16 protein-coding genes are annotated in these 17,364 nt (G+C 63.6%); 9 read left to right on the forward strand and 7 right to left on the reverse strand.

Translation table 11 applies throughout. From position 1 onward, the window contains the following. Positions 1 to 370: 370 nt before the first annotated feature. Positions 371 to 1,063 carry an invasion associated locus B family protein gene (locus tag XM53_RS00595; RefSeq protein ID WP_236544389.1) on the reverse strand — a complete coding sequence of 231 codons (693 nt, stop codon included), beginning with the start codon at positions 1,061 to 1,063 and terminating at the stop codon, positions 371 to 373. Positions 1,064 to 1,594: 531 nt separating this feature from the next. Here XM53_RS00595 and XM53_RS00600 point away from each other — a divergent pair. Together XM53_RS00600 and XM53_RS00605 are read left to right on the forward strand one after the other, a co-directional pair. Next, a complete protein-coding gene (locus tag XM53_RS00600) occupies positions 1,595 to 3,136 on the forward strand; it encodes a helicase HerA-like domain-containing protein (RefSeq protein WP_057789255.1) in 1,542 nt (513 codons plus the stop codon). 95 nt (positions 3,137 to 3,231) lie between these two features. Next, on the forward strand, positions 3,232 to 4,563 hold the full coding sequence (locus XM53_RS00605; RefSeq protein ID WP_057789257.1) for a phage baseplate assembly protein V: 1,332 nt from the start codon (positions 3,232 to 3,234) through the stop codon (positions 4,561 to 4,563). 131 nt (positions 4,564 to 4,694) lie between these two features. Here XM53_RS00605 and XM53_RS00610 read toward each other — a convergent pair whose 3' ends face one another. Then, positions 4,695 to 5,666 carry a phosphotransferase gene (locus XM53_RS00610; RefSeq protein ID WP_057789258.1) on the reverse strand — a complete coding sequence of 324 codons (972 nt, stop codon included), beginning with the start codon at positions 5,664 to 5,666 and terminating at the stop codon, positions 4,695 to 4,697. 85 nt (positions 5,667 to 5,751) lie between these two features. On the opposite strand from XM53_RS00610, the gene XM53_RS00615 reads away from it, so the two are divergent. The 3 genes from XM53_RS00615 to dxs are packed head-to-tail and all read left to right on the forward strand — an operon-like array spanning position 5,752 to position 8,856. After that, positions 5,752 to 6,012 (forward strand): exodeoxyribonuclease VII small subunit, encoded by a 261-nt coding sequence (locus XM53_RS00615; RefSeq protein WP_236544390.1) that lies wholly within the window; start codon positions 5,752 to 5,754, stop codon positions 6,010 to 6,012. Next, positions 6,012 to 6,875: a polyprenyl synthetase family protein gene (locus XM53_RS00620; RefSeq protein WP_057789260.1), complete on the forward strand. Its 864-nt coding sequence runs from the start codon at positions 6,012 to 6,014 to the stop codon at positions 6,873 to 6,875. Before XM53_RS00615 ends, XM53_RS00620 begins: the two co-directional genes overlap by 1 nt. Before the next feature lie 55 nt (positions 6,876 to 6,930). Further along, a complete protein-coding gene (gene dxs, locus XM53_RS00625) occupies positions 6,931 to 8,856 on the forward strand; it encodes a 1-deoxy-D-xylulose-5-phosphate synthase (protein ID WP_057789263.1) in 1,926 nt (641 codons plus the stop codon). A 54-nt stretch (positions 8,857 to 8,910) separates the two neighbouring features. On the opposite strand, the gene XM53_RS00630 is transcribed toward dxs, so the two are convergent. Together XM53_RS00630 and XM53_RS00635 are read right to left on the reverse strand one after the other, a co-directional pair. Next, on the reverse strand, positions 8,911 to 9,096 hold the full coding sequence (locus XM53_RS00630) for a Flp family type IVb pilin (protein WP_057789265.1): 186 nt from the start codon (positions 9,094 to 9,096) through the stop codon (positions 8,911 to 8,913). 64 nt (positions 9,097 to 9,160) lie between these two features. Further along, positions 9,161 to 9,352, reverse strand: coding sequence for a hypothetical protein (locus XM53_RS00635; RefSeq protein WP_236544391.1), 192 nt, complete (start codon positions 9,350 to 9,352; stop codon positions 9,161 to 9,163). 568 nt (positions 9,353 to 9,920) lie between these two features. On the opposite strand from XM53_RS00635, the gene XM53_RS00640 reads away from it, so the two are divergent. After that, the gene (locus XM53_RS00640) at positions 9,921 to 10,349 is read left to right on the forward strand and encodes a hypothetical protein (RefSeq protein WP_144435402.1); all 429 of its coding nucleotides are present in this window, start codon (positions 9,921 to 9,923) and stop codon (positions 10,347 to 10,349) included. A gap of 35 nt (positions 10,350 to 10,384) precedes the next feature. On the opposite strand, the gene XM53_RS00645 is transcribed toward XM53_RS00640, so the two are convergent. Beyond that, positions 10,385 to 11,392, reverse strand: a complete 1,008-nt coding sequence (locus tag XM53_RS00645) for a GlxA family transcriptional regulator (protein WP_057789270.1) — start codon at positions 11,390 to 11,392, stop codon at positions 10,385 to 10,387. 168 nt (positions 11,393 to 11,560) lie between these two features. Between XM53_RS00645 and XM53_RS00650 the strand changes: the two genes are divergently transcribed. Next, positions 11,561 to 12,931 carry a class II 3-deoxy-7-phosphoheptulonate synthase gene (locus XM53_RS00650; RefSeq protein WP_057789272.1) on the forward strand — a complete coding sequence of 457 codons (1,371 nt, stop codon included), beginning with the start codon at positions 11,561 to 11,563 and terminating at the stop codon, positions 12,929 to 12,931. A gap of 145 nt (positions 12,932 to 13,076) precedes the next feature. Here the strand turns inward: XM53_RS00650 and XM53_RS00655 are convergent, their stop codons facing one another. Next, the gene (locus XM53_RS00655; protein WP_057789274.1) at positions 13,077 to 13,193 is read right to left on the reverse strand and encodes a lipoprotein; all 117 of its coding nucleotides are present in this window, start codon (positions 13,191 to 13,193) and stop codon (positions 13,077 to 13,079) included. A 28-nt stretch (positions 13,194 to 13,221) separates the two neighbouring features. Further along, the gene (locus XM53_RS00660) at positions 13,222 to 15,054 is read right to left on the reverse strand and encodes an extracellular solute-binding protein (RefSeq protein WP_057789276.1); all 1,833 of its coding nucleotides are present in this window, start codon (positions 15,052 to 15,054) and stop codon (positions 13,222 to 13,224) included. Positions 15,055 to 15,377: 323 nt separating this feature from the next. On the opposite strand from XM53_RS00660, the gene XM53_RS00665 reads away from it, so the two are divergent. Beyond that, positions 15,378 to 16,151 carry a 3-hydroxybutyrate dehydrogenase gene (locus XM53_RS00665; RefSeq protein WP_057789278.1) on the forward strand — a complete coding sequence of 258 codons (774 nt, stop codon included), beginning with the start codon at positions 15,378 to 15,380 and terminating at the stop codon, positions 16,149 to 16,151. A gap of 103 nt (positions 16,152 to 16,254) precedes the next feature. Then, positions 16,255 to 17,274 (forward strand): patatin-like phospholipase family protein, encoded by a 1,020-nt coding sequence (locus XM53_RS00670; RefSeq protein ID WP_057789281.1) that lies wholly within the window; start codon positions 16,255 to 16,257, stop codon positions 17,272 to 17,274. Positions 17,275 to 17,364 lie beyond the last annotated feature (90 nt).

A 17,364-nucleotide genomic window follows, 5' to 3' on the forward strand; every position in this document is an offset into this window, starting at 1 on the left:
CCGACAGTCGATGCGGGCGTCCGGACAAAAAAGACATTTGACCTACAGCCCCGGCGCGGGATCAGGCCGCAGGCCCCGCGCCATCGACGGGCCGCCCCCACGGCCCGGCGATTGGGTGAGGCTGGGTGCATCGCTCAATTCTTGTTCGGATTTGGCTGGGATTAAGCGCTGCCGAACCATCGTAGGATCGCCGCGCCGCGGCCCGTCAATGGCGCTCGAATCTATGGATCACACGTGTCTCACAAAGGCTCGAACCAAACACTGCGCTCCGCTCTTGTCCATCGTCATCGTCAGGCCACCAGAAGCAGAAACGAAAAACGCCGCCCCAGGTCAGGAGCGGCGCCTCTCAATCTCGTGTGTGACCGGGGGTTTATTCCTCCAGCACCGACACCTCGTTATAGGCCGCGGTGAACCCCGACAGCGAGGCCTCGATCTCGACCACCTGGTCGGGGGCCTGCGCCGGCACCAGCGTCAGGCGGGCGTTGGCCCCGGCCTGGAACGCCGCAATATCCGCCTGAGTAAACCCTATGCGGGCAAAGCAGCCGCCCATCGAGCAGAACGAATAGTTGTAGTTCTTGGCCTTGCCGCCATCGACCGAGATCTTCAGGCCCTGCGGCAGCAACGTGCCCAGCGGCACCGCGATCGTGGCACCCGCCACGGCCTGACCGTCACTGGGCAGTTTAAACAGGCTGAACTCGGCCACCGGGTTGCCGCCATCCTCACGCAGCAGCTGGTACATCTGGCAGGGGTCTTCGCCGGCTTCGCTGCGGAAGCACTGAAGCTGCCAGTCGCCGAAGGTTTCCTTGATATAGGACGGGTCTTCCTGCTCTTCGCGGCCCAAATCCAGCCCGCCGGCCGCGCCGGTCTGTCCATCCGCCTCCGTTGCGGGCTCTTCGGTCTCATCCGCTCCGGCTTGCGCGTCGGTCTCTGTCTCGGTGGTTTCCGTCTCCGTCGCTGCGGCGCCCTCTGCCGCGTCCTGGGTCTCTTCCGTTTCCTGCGCGCTCAGCGCCGAGCCGACGCCCAGCAGAACGAGAAAGGGAAGGGTGTGCAAAAGTCTGGTCATTGGGACCCCGTTATCTTGTCTGAAATCAAGCTGCGTGCGCTCTAACATGGGTGATTGCAAGTGTCAGGATAAAACCGTAACGCCCGTGCCGGCGCAAGGCGGAATTTCGCCGCCGCCGCGCCGGACATTGAGCTTGCTATCCCTTTGAAATGACAGCACAACGCACCCCGTCAAAAAGGAAAAGAGACCCAAAAGGTCTCTTTCCCAATTCTCCCTGCCGGACTGGCCGACTTATCTATTGACCAGACGCTAGGACAGTTCCGACGAGCCGTCAACAGGCAATCATCAAAAAAACTTATCGAGCCATTACAACAGGATACCCGCATCGGTTGTGCCCGCACCAGCCCACCTGACTCTGGCCGCGCAGCCACGGACGAAAAAAGGCCGCACCCGAAGGCGCGGCCAGTCTGACAGGGAGGAAGTCGCCCCGGACCAAGAGGACATGAGGCCCGGGACGAGATAAACACTGGCAGACAATCGTTAATTTTGTATGGTCGCATCGTGAAATAACTTGGGCAAAGGGGCAGGGGCTTGGAAAACAAGGTTTTCTTGGGCGGTGGTGGCGTCGATTACGCCGAGAAACAGGGGCTTGCCCTGAAATACGCCAACCGCCACGGGCTTATCGCCGGGGCCACCGGCACCGGCAAGACCGTCACGCTGCAAATCCTGGCCGAAGGCTTCTCTGCCGCCGGCGTCCCGGTCTTTCTGTCGGACGTGAAGGGCGACCTTTCGGGCCTCGCCGCCGCCGGATCGGCCGATTTCAAGCTGCACGAGGCCTTCACAAGCCGCGCGACGACCATCGGCTTTGACGACTATACCTATGACAGCTTCCCGGTCACCTTCTGGGACCTTTTCGGCGAACAGGGCCATCCCGTCCGCGCCACCGTGGCCGAGATGGGGCCGCTGCTCCTCTCCCGCCTGATGCAACTGACCGAGGCACAGGAAGGTGTGATGAACATCGCCTTCCGCGTGGCCGACGAACAGGGCCTGCCGCTCCTGGATCTCAAGGACCTTCAGGCGCTGCTGGTCTGGGTTGGCGAAAACTCCGGCGATCTCAGCCTGCGCTACGGCAACGTTTCGCGGCAATCCGTCGGCGCCATTCAGCGCTCGCTTCTGGTGCTGGAAAACCAGGGCGGCGCCCAGTTCTTCGCCGAACCCGCGCTGGAACTGTCGGACCTCATGACCTCCGCCGCCGACGGGCGCGGCCAGATCAACATCCTCGCCGCCGACAAGCTGATGGGCGCCCCGCGCCTTTACGCCACCTTCCTTCTGTGGCTTCTGTCTGAACTTTTCGAGACGCTCCCCGAGGTGGGCGACCCCGACAAGCCCAAGCTGGTCTTCTTCTTCGACGAGGCGCACCTGCTGTTCGAGGACGCGCCCAAGGCGCTCATCGACAAGGTCGAGCAGGTCGCGCGCCTGATCCGCTCCAAAGGCGTCGGCGTCTATTTCATCACCCAGAATCCCGATGACGTGCCCGAGGATATCCTGGGCCAGCTGGGCAACCGGGTGCAGCACGCGCTGCGCGCGTTTACCGCCCGCGACCGCAAGGCGCTGGAACGCGCCGCCGAGACCTATCGCCCCAACGACCGCTTCGACACCGCCGACGCCATCCGCGACGTGGGCACCGGCGAGGCGGTGACCTCGATGCTGCAGGACAAGGGCGTGCCCGGCATCGTCGAACGCACGCTGATCCGCCCGCCATCCTCGCGCCTGGGTCCCATCGACGCCGCCGCGCGGGCCGGTGTCATCGCCGCCTCGCCGGTGGCGGGCAAGTATGAAACCGTCCTGGACCGCGACTCCGCCTACGAGATCCTGGCGAAACGCGCCGAGACGGCCGCGCAGGAGGCCGAAGAGGCCGAAACCGCCGCCGAGGAACACTCCGCCGCCGAACGAGAATTCAACGCGGGCCGCCGCTATTCCGGCTCTCGCGTCGATCGATCGTCCTCGCGCAGCCGCAGGAAAAGCGACAGTATCGGCGGTGCCGTAATGAACGCCGTGGTCAAGGAACTGGGCGGCACCACCGGGCGCCGGATCGTGCGCGGTATTCTGGGCGGTCTCTTCAAGGGCCGCTAAGACCCACGGCCGCAAGGGCTCACACGCGGCGCGGCGAAATCCCCTGATGCAATCTGGCAGTCACCTGTTAACCTAGCGTCAACAGGAGAGCCGCCATGCCCCAGTCCGTCTTGTCCCCCAATGCCGATCTCGTCTCGCTTGAAGTTCTCGTCGACGGCGCCACGATCCCCGACAGCGTCGAGGTCCGCAGCTTGCGGACCGACCATGCGGTCGAGACGATTCCGACCGCCACTTTGGTTCTTTCCGATGGGGACCAGGCCGAGGAAACCTTCAGCGTCAGCGAAAGCAGCACGTTCGTGCCCGGCCAGCGGATCGAGCTCAAGGCAGGTTACCATGACGACAACAAGACGATCTTCCAAGGAGTCATCCTGCGCCACGCGATCGGCGTCGATCAGAGCGGCGAGGGCACCCTCACGCTGACCTGTCACGATTCCGCCTTCAAGCTCAGCCGCAGCCGCAGCGGCTCCATGAGCTTTGAGAAGACGGACTCCGACCTGATGCAGGACCTGGCGGCAGCGGCGGGTCACAGCGCCGACATCACCTCGACCACGACCGTCAGGGACTATCACGCCCAGGGTGCTGCCACCGACTGGGACTACCTGCTGCACCTCGCGCGCCGGAACGGGCATATCCTGACCGTAGCGGACGGCACCCTGCGCAGCGCCCCGCCCACGCTTGATGGCGCGGATCTGGAAATCACGTTTGGCGAGTCTCTCTTGGAGGCCGATCTGGCTCTGGACGCCACCGGGCAATGGCCGGGCGTGACCCTTTCTGCCTGGGACCCGGTCAGCGGCACGGTACAGACGGCAACTGCCGATGAGCCTGACGCCAACCAACAAGGCAATATTACCGGGACGAAACTCGCCGATGCGGCCGGTCTGCGGGATTGGACCTTCACCGTTACCGACACCCAAGATCTGGACGCCCGCGCCACCGCCCTGCTGCAACGGATCCGGCTGTCCCGCATCACCGGCGCCATCACCTGTCCGGGAAACGCTGGCCTGCGCCCTGACACCGTGGTCGTGCTGGCCGGTCTCGGGGACCGCTTCAACGGAACGGCTTACGTGTCGCGCGTGGTCCACCATCTTTCCGGTGGCGACTGGACCAGTACCGTCAACATCGGCCTGCCGCCGCTGGCCGACACGACCCAGGCGCATCCCGCATCGCGGCACGGAGTGCATATCGGCAGGGTTCTGGAAACCTATAACGACCCGTCGGGGCCGTTCCACGTGAAGGTGACCCTGCCTCTGGTCCCCGACAGCGCGCACGGCCTTTGGGTTCGTATCGCCCGACCGTCTGCCACACATTCCGAAAGCGGCGGCCTTCTGCCCGAGGAGGGCGACGAAGTGGTGCTGGGGTTCCTCGACGGCGATCCGGGCGCGGTCATCTTGCTTGGCGTCCTACAACCCGGAGGCGCCATCCCCTGACACGACTGAGGTACATCGTACGGTGTCGTCATCCGAGCGTCCGTCCAATGGCACCGACGCGATACCGTAGAAATACCGACGCATTACCGACGTGGTTTTCGCGGTTTCGCCGCCGTTAACCTTCGAGTCGCTCAGCGGCCGATCCGCTCCAGGTCGCCCAGCAGCGCCTCCGACATCTGCCGTGCCCGCCGCACCCGGCTTTGCGGCAAATTCCGCGTCTCGGCCCGCAACAGCGCCTCGACGGCGATAAAAAAGGGCAGGGTGATCTCTCGCTCTTCCGCCGACAGCCGGAAGGCGTCGCAAAAGGCGATGAACCCCTGCCGGTCCACGCCAAGATAGACCTCTCCCGACGGGATCATCGCGCGGCGGCCCATATGCATCAGGAACCGCGCCATATCCTTGTAAATGGGCGCCGGGCGTGACCCGCCGCAATCGATCCCGGTCACCATATTTCCGTTCACGATCAGGTTGTTGGGGTGAAAATCGCCATGCGAGACGGCAAACCGCCACTGGCTGTCGTCCAACAGCGGCACCAGGCGCAGGATCTCTTTCAGGATAGGCTTCTCCACCCGTTTCAACCGGATGAACGCCTGCGTTTTCGCCGCCCGCTCGGCCCGTTTGGCCCATCCCGCGGGCTGGGCAGCGGCCTCGGTTTCGGTGCATTCCGTATAGGCCCGCAACCACCGCGCCGCGGGCTCCAGATACCGCGCCCGCTCGGTCTCGGGCGCGCCGTAGAGCCATTGCAGCAAGGGCGTCCCCTCGACCTCCGCCACCGCCATGACCCCGGCCTCGGGCGCAAATCCCAGCGGCGCGCAGACCCGCAAATCCCCTTCGCGCATCTTGGGCCAAATCCGGCACAGCTCGTTCCAGTCCCGCGTGCAATCCTCGACCCGGTCGAGATAGAGCCGGAAGACCGCCGGCTGCCCCCCGATCTTGCCGCGCAACACGACCCGCTTACCGGCAACCTCCCGGATGAGCTCCGTCACCTGAGCCGTTGAAAACGCGGCATCTTCCGCACCTGCCTCTTCCAGCCGCCGGGCCACGAGGCCGGACAGATCAGGGTCGGCCAGTGCCGGGATGTCGGTCGTGGAAAAGGACGTCATGGGCGGTATTTTTTCCCATGCCCCCCGGGGCGTCAACCGAATTGAAGCCTTGGCCCGGCACCGCTATGGTGCCTGCGGAAAACCCATGCAAGAGGCCGCAGAAATGGACGACGACGCGATCAACACCATGTCTTTCGAACAAGCGATGAAGGCGCTCGAGGACGTCGTCACCCGGCTGGAACGCGGCGACGTTCCGCTGGACGAATCCATTGCCCTCTACGAGCAGGGGGCCAAGCTGAAAAAACGCTGCGAAACCAAGCTGAAAGAGGCCGAAGAGAAAGTCGCCGCCATCACGCTCGACGGTGACGGCACACCCAAGGGCACCACCCCGGTCGAGGGGCTCTGATGCTTCAGTCCGCGCTGGCGGCGGACGCGGCGGCCATACGCACCTGCCTTGAGGCTCAGATCACCGGCGATCTGCGGCTGCACGCCGCCATGCGCCACGCGCTGTTCGGCGGCAAGGCCCTGCGCGGCTTTCTGGTGATGGAAACGGCCCGTTTGCACGATGTTAACCCTTCCCGGGCAGTCTTTCCCGCGTCGGGAATTGAGGCGATGCACGCCTACAGCCTTGTGCATGACGATCTGCCCTGCATGGATGACGACGATCTGCGCCGGGGCCAGCCCACGGTGCACGTCAAATGGGACGAAGGCACCGCCGTTCTGGTGGGTGACGCGCTGCAATCGCTCGCGTTCGAGATGGCCGCGCATCCCGATGGTGCCGCCACGCCCGAGGCGCGTGCCGATCTTGCCCTGACCCTCGCGCGCGCCGCCGGAAAGGACGGCATGGTTCTGGGCCAGGCCCTTGATATCGCGGCAGAAACCGCAGCCGATCCGTTGACGCTCGACCAGATCGTCGCCTTGCAGGACGGCAAGACCGGCGCGCTCTTCGGTTGGGCCGCCAGCGCCGGGGCCGTGATGGCGCGCGCCGATTCCGCGCCGCTTCTGGCCTATGCGCAGGCGCTCGGCCTTGCGTTCCAGATCCAGGATGACGTCATCGACCAGACCGGTGACGTCACCGCCGTGGGCAAGGCCGTGGGCAAGGACGCCGCCGCCGGCAAGGCGACCTTCGTGTCGCTTCTGGGGCTGCAAGAGGCGAAACGCCGCGCGTCCGATCTTGTTGACACCGCCTGTGACAGCTTATCTGGATATGGTAAGCGGGCCGAGCGCTTGCGCGACCTGGCGCGCTTCGTTATCTCGCGGCAAAGCTAGCCGTCAGGCCCGAACCGGGCACGAAAGGCTGCCACATTTGAAGGAGCGGCGACGCGTGACACGCCCCCAGACCCCCTTGCTGGACACCGTTTCCAGCCCCGCCGACCTCAAGCGGTTCTCAGATTCCGAGCTGCGCCAGCTGGCCGACGAGCTGCGCACCGAGACCATTTCTGCGGTCTCGGAAACCGGCGGGCATCTTGGTGCAGGCCTCGGCGTCGTTGAGTTGACCGTGGCGCTGCATCACATCTTCGACGCGCCGCGCGACAAGATCATCTGGGATGTCAGCCACCAGTGCTATCCCCACAAGATCCTGACCGGCCGCCGCGACCGCATCCGCACGATCCGGCAGGAGGGAGGCCTCAGCGGCTTTACCAAGCGGTCCGAGAGCCCCTATGACCCCTTCGGTGCCGCCCACAGCTCCACCTCGATCTCTGCCGCGCTCGGGTTTGCCGCGGCGCGCGACCTCGGCGGTGCCAGCGAGACCGGCCACGGTGACGCCATCGCGGTGATCGGCGACGGCGCGATGTCGGCGGGCATGGCGTTTGAGGCGATGAACCACGCGGGCCACCTGAAAAAGCGCCTGATCGTGATCCTGAACGACAACGAGATGTCCATCGCGCCGCCCGTGGGGGCGCTGTCATCCTACCTGTCGCGCCTTTACGCGGGCGAGCCGTTCCAGGAGTTCAAGGCCGCCGCCAAGGGCGCGGTGTCGCTCTTGCCCGAACCGTTCCAGATGGGTGCCAAACGCGCCAAGGAGGTGCTCAAGGGCATGGCCGTGGGCGGTACATTGTTCGAGCAGCTGGGCTTCAGCTATCTTGGCCCCATCGACGGGCACGACATGGACCAGCTTCTGCCGGTCCTGCGCACGGTCAGGGCGCGCGCCAGCGGGCCGATTCTGATCCACATGATCACCAAGAAGGGCAAGGGCTATGCCCCGGCCGAAAGCCGCCGCGACGGCGGGCACGCTACCGCGAAATTCGACGTCACCACCGGCGAGCAGAAAAAATCGCCCTCGAACGCGCCCAGCTACACCAAGGTGTTTGCCGAGGCGCTGCTGAAACATGCCGCCGAAGATGACCGCATCTGCGGCGTCACCGCCGCCATGCCCGACGGCACCGGGCTGGACCTTCTGGAAAAACGCTATCCCTCGCGCTGCTTCGATGTCGGCATTGCCGAACAGCACGCCGTGACCTTCTCTGCCGGGCTTGCGGCGGGCGGGATGCGGCCCTTCTGCGCGATCTATTCCACCTTCCTGCAACGCGGGTTCGATCAGGTGGTGCACGACGTGGCAATCCAGCGCCTGCCGGTGCGTTTCGCCATCGACCGCGCCGGGCTGGTGGGGGCCGACGGGGCCACCCATGCGGGCAGCTTCGACGTGGCCTATCTGTCGAACCTGCCGGGCTTTACCGTCATGGCCGCCGCGGACGAGGCCGAACTGGTGCACATGGTCTCCACCGCCGCGGCCCATGATAGCGGGCCGATTGCCTTTCGGTATCCGCGGGGCGAGGGCGAGGGGGTCACCATGCCCGAACGCGGCGAGGTGCTGGAGATCGGCAAGGGCCGCATGATCCGCGAAGGTGCGCGTGTGGCCATCCTGTCCTTCGGGACCCGGCTTGGCGAAGTGATGAAGGCCTGCGAGGGCCTGGGCGCACGGGGCATCACGCCGACCGTCGCGGACGCGCGGTTCTCGAAACCTTTGGACACCGACCTGATCGACCGGCTGGTTGCCGATCACGAGGCGCTGATCACCATCGAGGAAGGCGCTATCGGCGGCTTCGGCAGCCATGTGGCGCAACACTTGGCCGAGCAGGGTGTGTTCGACAAAGGTTTCCGGTTCCGCTCGATGGTCTTGCCGGACAGCTTCATCGACCAGGCAAGCCCGGCGGCCATGTACGCCGTGGCCGGGCTCGATGCCGCGCAGATCGAGGCGAAGGTGCTGGATGTGCTGGGGGTGGGGCAGATCGCGGGCAAACGAGCCTGAACCGTCTTTCCGCAACCGGCGTGATCGGATAAGGCCCGCCTCGGCGGGCCTTAGTCAGTTGTCTTCGTTGTATTTGACGGAGATGCCTTGCTCGAGCGCCGAGGCGACGTTGTCGACCCCGTTCTGGGCGGTTTGCAAGGCGCCCAGGCAAAGCCAGGTCACGGCCGCGGCGGTCACGACCCAGTCCACGGTAACGGCGCCGTCTTCGTCGGCGATGAAGTTTTTCAGTGCGGAAAACATGGCAGCGCGTTTCCTTCTTCGTTTCGGGGCCGTCAGGCTTCGCCTGGACGGCTAGGGTTCTCGTTCAGCGGTCGGCCCCCTCGACCGATTTGGATTCGACCGATGTCTTGATCGAGTCGGCCAGACCGAAGGTTCCATCCCGGGCCGTACCGACTGTAAGACATCCAAGGCAGATCACGCTGAATCCCAGCACGATCCAGTCCACGCTCACAACGCCGGAGTCGTCTTTCAGAAAGCGTCCTAGATGGTCGATCATGCGTCCTTCGGCCTTTGATCTCTTCTCGGTCATTTCGTGCTGACGCGCAGCGAAAGCAGCTTCGTCTTGCGTCAACGCGGATAAGGTCGGCCTGAAATGGGGCGGAAATGTGGCAAATGGGGCAAAAGCGGGATGTTAACCTTCTCCGCCGCCGGATTGGCGCCCCTTTTTACAAAACCTGGAATTCAATGAAGCCGGATTTCGGGAACCGTTGAAAAGTATGAAACAATCTGCCGGAGGCGAACAGCCAAAATGCCCCTTGTTTGCCACATTACACGAATCAATTCTATTTAACTCAGCGGTGTCGTCGGGCCGTCTCGTTGCGCGGGATCGGGCACTACGCCCTTTAAAAACAGAGACATCAAGCCGGATCATTTCATTGGCCCGGCAGAACAATATCTTAAAATGAGCAGGAAATTGACGCCCGGCGCCTCATTTTGACCTGCTTTGATGGGACGCCGGACTTGAACGCATCCGGGCGAGGCGTCATCCGATTGTCTCTGCGGCATCTAGGCAATGCGCGCCGTTCGTGGCAGCCTGACCGGGATACCTTCTCGGGATTTGAAGCATGTTCAGACTTTTCGCCGCCCTCCTTTCCTTACTGGCCGTGTCCCTTGCAACTCCTTCGACCGCGCAAGAGCCGCCCGAGTCCATCTTTCGCGATTATGAGCACATGCGCAGCGTCATGGATGACGGAATGATGAACCGAAAGATCGTCATGCTGATGCGCGCCTTCGGTGCGTCGGACGAGATGACGACCGAGGAATTGCAAAGGCTCGAGGCACAGGTGCAGGCGCTCTTTCCCCAGCCGCTGGAGACGGTCGAAATCGTGAAATCCGAAAAGCTGGGCGAGAATTGGACGCGCGAAATGTACGTGTATTACAGCGGCATCGATTACATCTACGCTTTCGCGCTGTTTCACACGCGGCCCGATGCCGTGATCGCGGTCAACTTCAAGTTCAACACCGATCCCATGGCCCTGCTGGCCGAGTTCTGAGGCCGGGGACAAGGCGGTTGCGAACGGGGTCCGCGTTAGACCGACAACCGTGCCGCGTGGCTGCCGCGCTCGCGATAGGGCGTCGTGTCGTAATGCGACCGGTAGCATTTCGAGAAATGCGACGGCGAGGCAAAGCCGCAAGCCAGTGCCACGTTGATCACCGTCATGTCGGTCTGCATCAGCAGGTTGCGGGCCTTTTGCAGGCGCAGTTCCATGTAGTACCGCTTGGGCGACCGGTTGAGATAGCGCCGGAACAGCCGTTCCAGTTGCCGCGTGGACATCGCCACCTCCTTGGCCAGGATCGCGGGGCTGATCGGCTCCTCGATATTGCTTTCCATCATCTGGATGACCTGGCTCAGCTTGGGATGCCGCACGCCGATCCGCGTGGGCACCGACAGGCGCTGCGTGTCCTGGTCGGTGCGGATCGAGGAATAGATCATCTGGTCTGCGACCGCGTTGGCCAATTGCTCGCCGTGGTCGTCGGCGATGAGTTTCAGCATCAGGTCGATCGACGAGGTGCCGCCCGCCGTCGACATGCGGTTGCCATCCACCACGAAGACCGACTTGGTCAGTTCCACCTCGTCGAACTCTTCGATGAAACTGTCGTGGTTTTCCCAGTGAATCGTCGCGCGCTTTCCGTCCAGCAGTCCGGCTTTGGCCATGACGTAGGACGCGGTGCACAGCCCGCCGATCCGCGGCCCCCGGCGCGCCTCGCGGCGCAGCCAGTTCAGCATCTTCTTGGTGGCCGCCTTCTGGATATCGGCCCCGCCGCACAGAAGGACGACATCCTCGCGGCGCAGCTCGTCAAGGTCGATATCCACCTTGAACCGCGAGCCGGCAGAGCACGAAACCGTGCCTTCTGCATCGGCCTCGCCCGACATGACCCATTCATACAGGGTTTCGCCGGACATCCGGTTGGCGATACGCAAGCAGTCCAGCGCCGAGGCAAAGCTCAGCAGCGTGAAATTGTCCAGCAATACGAAAACGAAACGTTTCGGCCCGGATGCGGGGTCGCCGCTCGTTTTTTTCGCTTCCGCGCGCATGTTCGCTACTCCCAGCGCAGTGGCGTATCGGTCAGGTCTTTCACGAAAACCCGGAGATTGGCAAGAGAGCCGCAGTCAATTTCCGACATAATCCGTCGAACCCGTATGGTGTCCGCGGGCTGGCTTTAGTATAGACGGGTCTCGAAATTCGATGAGCGGAGAAGAACGATGAGCACTTGGCAGAAGTCTGACTGGCGCAGCAAGCCGCGGATCCAGATGCCCGACTATACCGATGCAGAGGCCCTGCACGCGGTCGAGTCGAAGCTGTCCAAATATCCGCCGCTGGTGTTTGCAGGAGAAGCCCGGCGCCTGAAGAAACAGCTTGGCGCGGCGTCGCGGGGCGAGGCGTTCCTGTTGCAGGGCGGCGATTGCGCCGAGGCGTTCGACCAGTTCTCGGCCGACGCGATCCGCGACACGTTCAAGGTGATGCTGCAAATGGCGATGGTGCTGACCTATGGCGCCAAGGTGCCGGTGATCAAGGTCGGCCGCATGGCGGGCCAGTTTGCCAAGCCGCGTTCGGCCCCGACCGAGGTCGTGGATGGCATGGAATTGCCCAGCTACCGCGGCGACATCATCAACGAGCTGGCCTTCACCCCCGAAGCGCGCATTCCCGACCCTGCGAAGATGCTTCAGGCCTATACGCAGGCGGCGGCCACGCTCAACCTGATACGAGCCTTTTCGACCGGCGGGTATGCGGATGTGAACCAGGTGCACGCCTGGACGCTGGGTTTCACCGATGGCGAAAAGGCCGAGCGGTATCGCGAAATGGCGTCGCGCATTTCCGACACGCTCGATTTCATGCGTGCGGCGGGCGTGGACAGTGCCAGCGCCCACACGCTGCACACTGTGGAGTTCTACACCTCGCATGAAAGCCTGCTTCTGGAATACGAAGAGGCGCTGGCGCGGGTCGACTCGACCTCGGGCAACTGGCTGGCGGGGTCGGGCCACATGCTGTGGATAGGCGACCGCACGCGGCAGCCGGATGGCGCGCATGTGGAGTTCCTGCGCGGCGTACTGAACCCGATCGGCCTGAAATGCGGCCCGACGATGGAAACCGACGACCTGAAAAAGCTGATGGCGACGCTGAACCCCGACAACGAGGCGGGGCGCCTGACGCTGATCGCGCGGTTCGGCGCGGGCAAGGTGGGCGAACACCTGCCGCGCCTGATCAAGACCGTGCGCGAGGAGGGGACCAACGTCACCTGGGTCTGCGACCCGATGCATGGCAACACGATCAAGTCGGCCTCGGGCTACAAGACGCGGCCCTTCGAGAGCGTGCTGCGCGAGGTGCAGGACTTCTTCGGCGTACACCGCGCCGAGGGCACCACACCGGGCGGCGTGCATTTCGAGATGACCGGCCAGGACGTGACCGAATGCACCGGCGGCGTGCGAGCCGTGACCGAAGAGGACCTGTCGGACCGCTACCACACGGCGTGCGACCCGCGGCTCAATGCGTCACAGGCGCTGGAACTGGCCTTCCTTGTGGCGCAGGAGCTGTCGGACCTGCGCGAAAGCCGGGCGGACCAAAAGGTCGGCTGAAACGCCACCGGCAGGACACATCGAAAAGGCCGGCGCAAATGCGTCGGCCTTTTTGCGTCCGGGATCAAGAAGACGGGTGCAATCCATCGTTCGCCTTCGCAAGCGAAGGCGTTGAACAGTTCGGAATGGCAGGCCTAGCGCCGCCTTAGAACCAGCTTTGCACGCCGCGCGATGCGCCGGAGATGTCCCGGCCCACACCCTCGATCGTGGCACAGCCCGACAGGGCCGCGGCGATCAGCGCGAAAACAGCGATTTTCCTCATGATATCTGCTCGATGTTACTGTCGTTTTTTATTGTTCACTTGCCTCAGACCACCAGACCTCGGGGAGGAACCAGATCCCGTCCCCGTAGACCGGCAGTCGGTCGGCAGGATATTTCAAGTCGCTAAGATGCGCAATCCTGCCGACGGCATAGGCGTGGATCGGAATGACATAGCGACCTGAAATCAACACCCTGTCCAAGGCGCGGACAGCGGCGGTGAAATCTTCGCGGCTGGTGGCGTTCAGCATCGTGTCGATCATCGCCTCGGCGGCCGGGGATTTCATGCCCATCACGTTCCGGCTGCCGGGGATGTCGGCATATTCTGCCCCCCAGTAATAGATCTGCTCGTTCCCGGGGCTGAGCGAGAAAGCGCGGCGGAAGAATGTGAGATCGAAATCGAAATTCTGCTCGCGCTCATTATACTGCGCGGGGTCGGTGGTTTCGATTTTCAGGTCGATCCCCAGGCGCTCCAATGCCTGGGCGTAGATCTCCATGTAGGTCGACGCCTGTTGCAACAGGCCGTCCTGCTGCAAGAGCACCGTCAGGCTGAGCGGCTCGCCCTCGGCATTGCGCAACTCGCCGTTCTCGACCGTCCAGCCGGCCTCGTTCAGCAGGTCCATCGCCTTGCGGATATTGCCGCGATTGCGCTTGGTGCCGTCGCCCTGGGGCACGGTGTAGCCTTCCAGCGCGCCAGGCAGAAGCGTGTCGGCGTAAGGCTCCAGCAACTCGCGCACGCGGCCCGTGGCGGGGCCGTCGCGCATACCCAGTTCCGAGCCAGAGAAATACGAGGTGATGCGCGGCTGCCGCCCGCCGGTCAGCGTGTCGTTGATATACTCGAAATTGAAGGCCAGGATCAGCGCCTCGCGCACGCGCCAGTCGTCCAGCGGCGCGCGCCGGGTGTTGAAGACGAACCCGGTCATGCCCGAGGGCGTGCCCTGCGGGATCTCGGACAGCGTGACCGCACCCGATTGGACCGCCGGAAAGTCGTATTGCGTCGCCCATCTCTCGGCGTTGAGTTCCCGCACGTAAGATATGGCCTGGGCCTTGAACGCCTCTTTCATCACGGCATCGTCGCCGTAGAACTCGATGCGGATCTCATCGAAATTGTTGGTGCCGCGCCGAAAAGGCAGGTCGTTGCCCCAGTAATCGGGATTGCGCCGCAGGGTCACGTGACGCCCGACCTCGTAATTCGCCACCACATAGGGCGCCGAGCCGATGGGCACGTCCGCGAGCGCGGCTTGGGAAAACTCCTTGCCCTCCCACTGGGCCTTTTTCAGGATCGGGCGCAGGCCGGCGATGAGGGCCAGTTCGCGGTCCTCGGTGTTGAAGTTCAGCCGGACGCTGCGGGGGCCTGTGGCCTCGATCTTTTCGACCTTCTGCCAGAAGCCGCGATAGCGGCCGTGCCCCTCTGTGCCGATGGTCTCGTACGACCAGATCACGTCCTCGACCGTGACGGGCGTGCCGTCCGAGAATGTGGCCTCGTCGCGCAGCGTGAATTCGACCCATTTCCGATCCGGGCCGGTCTCGACCGATTCGGCCAGAAGACCATAAAGCGAGAACGGCTCGTCATAAGAGCGGCCCATCAACGCTTCGTGCGTGAGGTAGCGCAACTGCCAGGGCGGCTCGCCTTTCTGGACGAACGGATTGAGACTGTCGAAGCTGCCGACGTTGCCGCTGACCAGCCGGCCGCCCTTGGGCGCGTCAGGGTTGGCATAGGGCAGGGACACGAAATCTGGGGGCAGGGCGGGGTCGCCGTACATAGCTATGCCATGCGACGGCTCGGCCATGGCGGGCGCGGCCACCAGACCGGCGCCGAGAATCGCGATTGCGCGCAGCGCGCGGTGGAAAAAATCTGGTCCCATTTGGGCAACAATCCTGCTCAGGCCTTATTTGTCTGAGCATCGAGGTTAATGGTGGATTTACGTCTTTTCAAACTTTTAGCTTGGATCATCACGGCGAATTGCGTATAAAGGGGGCACTGCTCGATAGGTTTCTTGCCTGTATGAAACCTGCCTCAATAACTTAACGCCGGCCTTGTGCCGGCGTTTTTTTTACGCGAACGGCAGTTTTTTCTCAACATCACGAACATGCGCCCATATGCGCCGAAACCCGTGTATGGCAGGTTTTCAACGACCCGCGAAACACGCTAGGTCTGGCGCGAAAGTTAACGAAAGGGTGCTGCATCATGTCTCTCGCTGGAAAAACCGCCATCGTCACCGGATCGACCTCGGGAATCGGTCTGGGAATCGCCACCTCTTTGGCCGAAGCCGGGGCACGCGTGGTTCTGAACGGACGGATCGCCCGGGATGAATGTGAGGAATGCGCGGAAAGAATTCGTAAAGACACCGGCGCGGAGGTGGTGTTCATCGCCGCCGACATGAGCGACCCCGCCGCCTGTCACCGTCTGATCGACGAGGCGGGCGGCTGCGATATCCTGGTGAACAACGCAGGCGTGCAGCACGTGGCGGGCATCCCGGACTTCCCGGCCGAGAAATGGGACCAGATCATCGCCGTCAACCTGACTTCGGCCTTTCACACCACCGCCGCCGCCCTGCCGGTGATGCGCGAGCGCGGCTGGGGCCGGGTGATCAACATCGCCAGCGCCCATGGCCTGACCGCGAGCCCGTTCAAATCAGCCTACGTGGCGGCCAAGCACGGGCTGGTGGGGCTGACCAAGGTGACGGCGCTGGAGACGGCGGAGGAGCCGATCACCTGCAACGCGATCTGCCCGGGCTACGTGATGACGCCCTTGGTGGAAAAGCAGATCCCGGACACGATGGAGAAATACGGCATGGGCCGCGAGGAGGTGATCCGCGAGGTGATCCTGGAAAGGCAACCGTCCAAGCAGATGGCGACGGTGGAGCAGATGGGCGGCACGACCGTCTTTCTGTGCTCGTCCTCGGCCGAGCAGATCACGGGCACGACGATCAGCGTGGATGGCGGCTGGACGGCTCTGTGACCGGGCCATCCGAGGGGCCAGCCCCTCGGGCTCACCTGGTTTTCCGAGGGGCCAGCCCCTCGGGCTCCCCGGGATATTTTCGGCCAGAGAAAGAGGACGTGACGTGACCGCAAAGCGGATCAATCTGGGATTGCAGGGCGGGGGCGCACACGGGGCCTTTACCTGGGGGGTGCTTGATAGGCTTCTGGAAGAGGAAGACGTTGAAATCGCAGGCATTTCCGGCACCTCTGCCGGCGCGCTGAACGGTGCTGCGCTGAAGGCCGGGTTGTTGGCCGGGGGCCGGGACGGGGCACGCGAGAACCTCGATTGGCTCTGGGCACAGATGGGGGCGGTGGAGGATTTCCGGCTGCCCGCGTGGATGGCGGGCCGGTTGCCCGGGATCGGCACCTTCAGCGACGTTCTGGAACTGTCGCCGGCCTATACTCTGGCCGATGCGGCAAGCCGCGTAATCTCGCCCTATGCCTATGGGCCGTTCTACGCGAACCCGTTGCGGCGGGTGGTGGACCGGTTCGAATACGACAAGGTCTGCAAGATCTGCGAGCCGCAGTTCTTTGTCGGCGCCACCAATGTGCATACCGGCAAAATCAGGGTATTCGAGGGCGACGCGATCACCTCGGACAGCCTTTTGGCCTCGGCGTGCCTGCCGACGCTGTTTCAGGCCGTCGAGATCGACGGGGCGCATTACTGGGACGGCGGATACAGCGGCAACCCGGCGCTTTTTCCGTTGTTCCGCAAGGGGTTGCCCGACGACGTCGTGGTCATCAACATCAACCCGCTGGTGCGGGACGAGGTGCCGAAATCGCCGCAGGAGATCCAGAACCGGATCAACGAAATCAGCTTTAACGCGGCCTTGCTGCGAGAGTTGAGGGCGATCCATTTCGTGCAGAACCTGATCGATACGGGCGTGATCGCGGAGGGCGCGATGAAGCGCGTCCGGGTTCACATGATCGCCGATGACGACCTGATGCGCGAGCTGTCGGTGGCCACGAAACTGGTGCCGAGCCCGCTGGTGCTGGACCGGCTGAAGCGGGCCGGGCGGGCGGCGGCGGAGCGGTTCCTGGAGACGGATTTCGAGCATGTCGGGCAGCGCGACAGCGTGGACCTGGCGGAGATGTTCGGCTGAGCGTGCGAATCTTAGGTTAACATGGTCCGAGGCCGGTAATACGCGTCGGTATCACGTCGGTATTCCTGTCGGTATCGCGTCGGTGCCAGC

Source organism: Roseovarius atlanticus (assembly GCF_001441615.1).
Classification (GTDB): domain Bacteria; phylum Pseudomonadota; class Alphaproteobacteria; order Rhodobacterales; family Rhodobacteraceae; genus Roseovarius; species Roseovarius atlanticus.

What these genes read in the sequence shown, in the direction of transcription:
- XM53_RS00640 (WP_144435402.1), top strand. Translation starts at nt 9,921, where the DNA reads ATGTTCAGACTTTTCGCCGCCCTCCTTTCCTTACTGGCCGTGTCCCTT.
- XM53_RS00620 (WP_057789260.1), top strand. Translation starts at nt 6,012, where the DNA reads ATGCTTCAGTCCGCGCTGGCGGCGGACGCGGCGGCCATACGCACCTGC.
- XM53_RS00630 (WP_057789265.1), bottom strand. Translation starts at nt 9,096, where the DNA reads ATGTTTTCCGCACTGAAAAACTTCATCGCCGACGAAGACGGCGCCGTT.
- XM53_RS00605 (WP_057789257.1), top strand. Translation starts at nt 3,232, where the DNA reads ATGCCCCAGTCCGTCTTGTCCCCCAATGCCGATCTCGTCTCGCTTGAA.
- XM53_RS00655 (WP_057789274.1), bottom strand. Translation starts at nt 13,193, where the DNA reads ATGAGGAAAATCGCTGTTTTCGCGCTGATCGCCGCGGCCCTGTCGGGC.
- XM53_RS00615 (WP_236544390.1), top strand. Translation starts at nt 5,752, where the DNA reads ATGCAAGAGGCCGCAGAAATGGACGACGACGCGATCAACACCATGTCT.
- XM53_RS00635 (WP_236544391.1), bottom strand. Translation starts at nt 9,352, where the DNA reads ATGATCGACCATCTAGGACGCTTTCTGAAAGACGACTCCGGCGTTGTG.
- XM53_RS00595 (WP_236544389.1), bottom strand. Translation starts at nt 1,063, where the DNA reads ATGACCAGACTTTTGCACACCCTTCCCTTTCTCGTTCTGCTGGGCGTC.
- XM53_RS00645 (WP_057789270.1), bottom strand. Translation starts at nt 11,392, where the DNA reads ATGCGCGCGGAAGCGAAAAAAACGAGCGGCGACCCCGCATCCGGGCCG.
- XM53_RS00610 (WP_057789258.1), bottom strand. Translation starts at nt 5,666, where the DNA reads ATGACGTCCTTTTCCACGACCGACATCCCGGCACTGGCCGACCCTGAT.
- XM53_RS00665 (WP_057789278.1), top strand. Translation starts at nt 15,378, where the DNA reads ATGTCTCTCGCTGGAAAAACCGCCATCGTCACCGGATCGACCTCGGGA.
- XM53_RS00660 (WP_057789276.1), bottom strand. Translation starts at nt 15,054, where the DNA reads ATGGGACCAGATTTTTTCCACCGCGCGCTGCGCGCAATCGCGATTCTC.
- XM53_RS00650 (WP_057789272.1), top strand. Translation starts at nt 11,561, where the DNA reads ATGAGCACTTGGCAGAAGTCTGACTGGCGCAGCAAGCCGCGGATCCAG.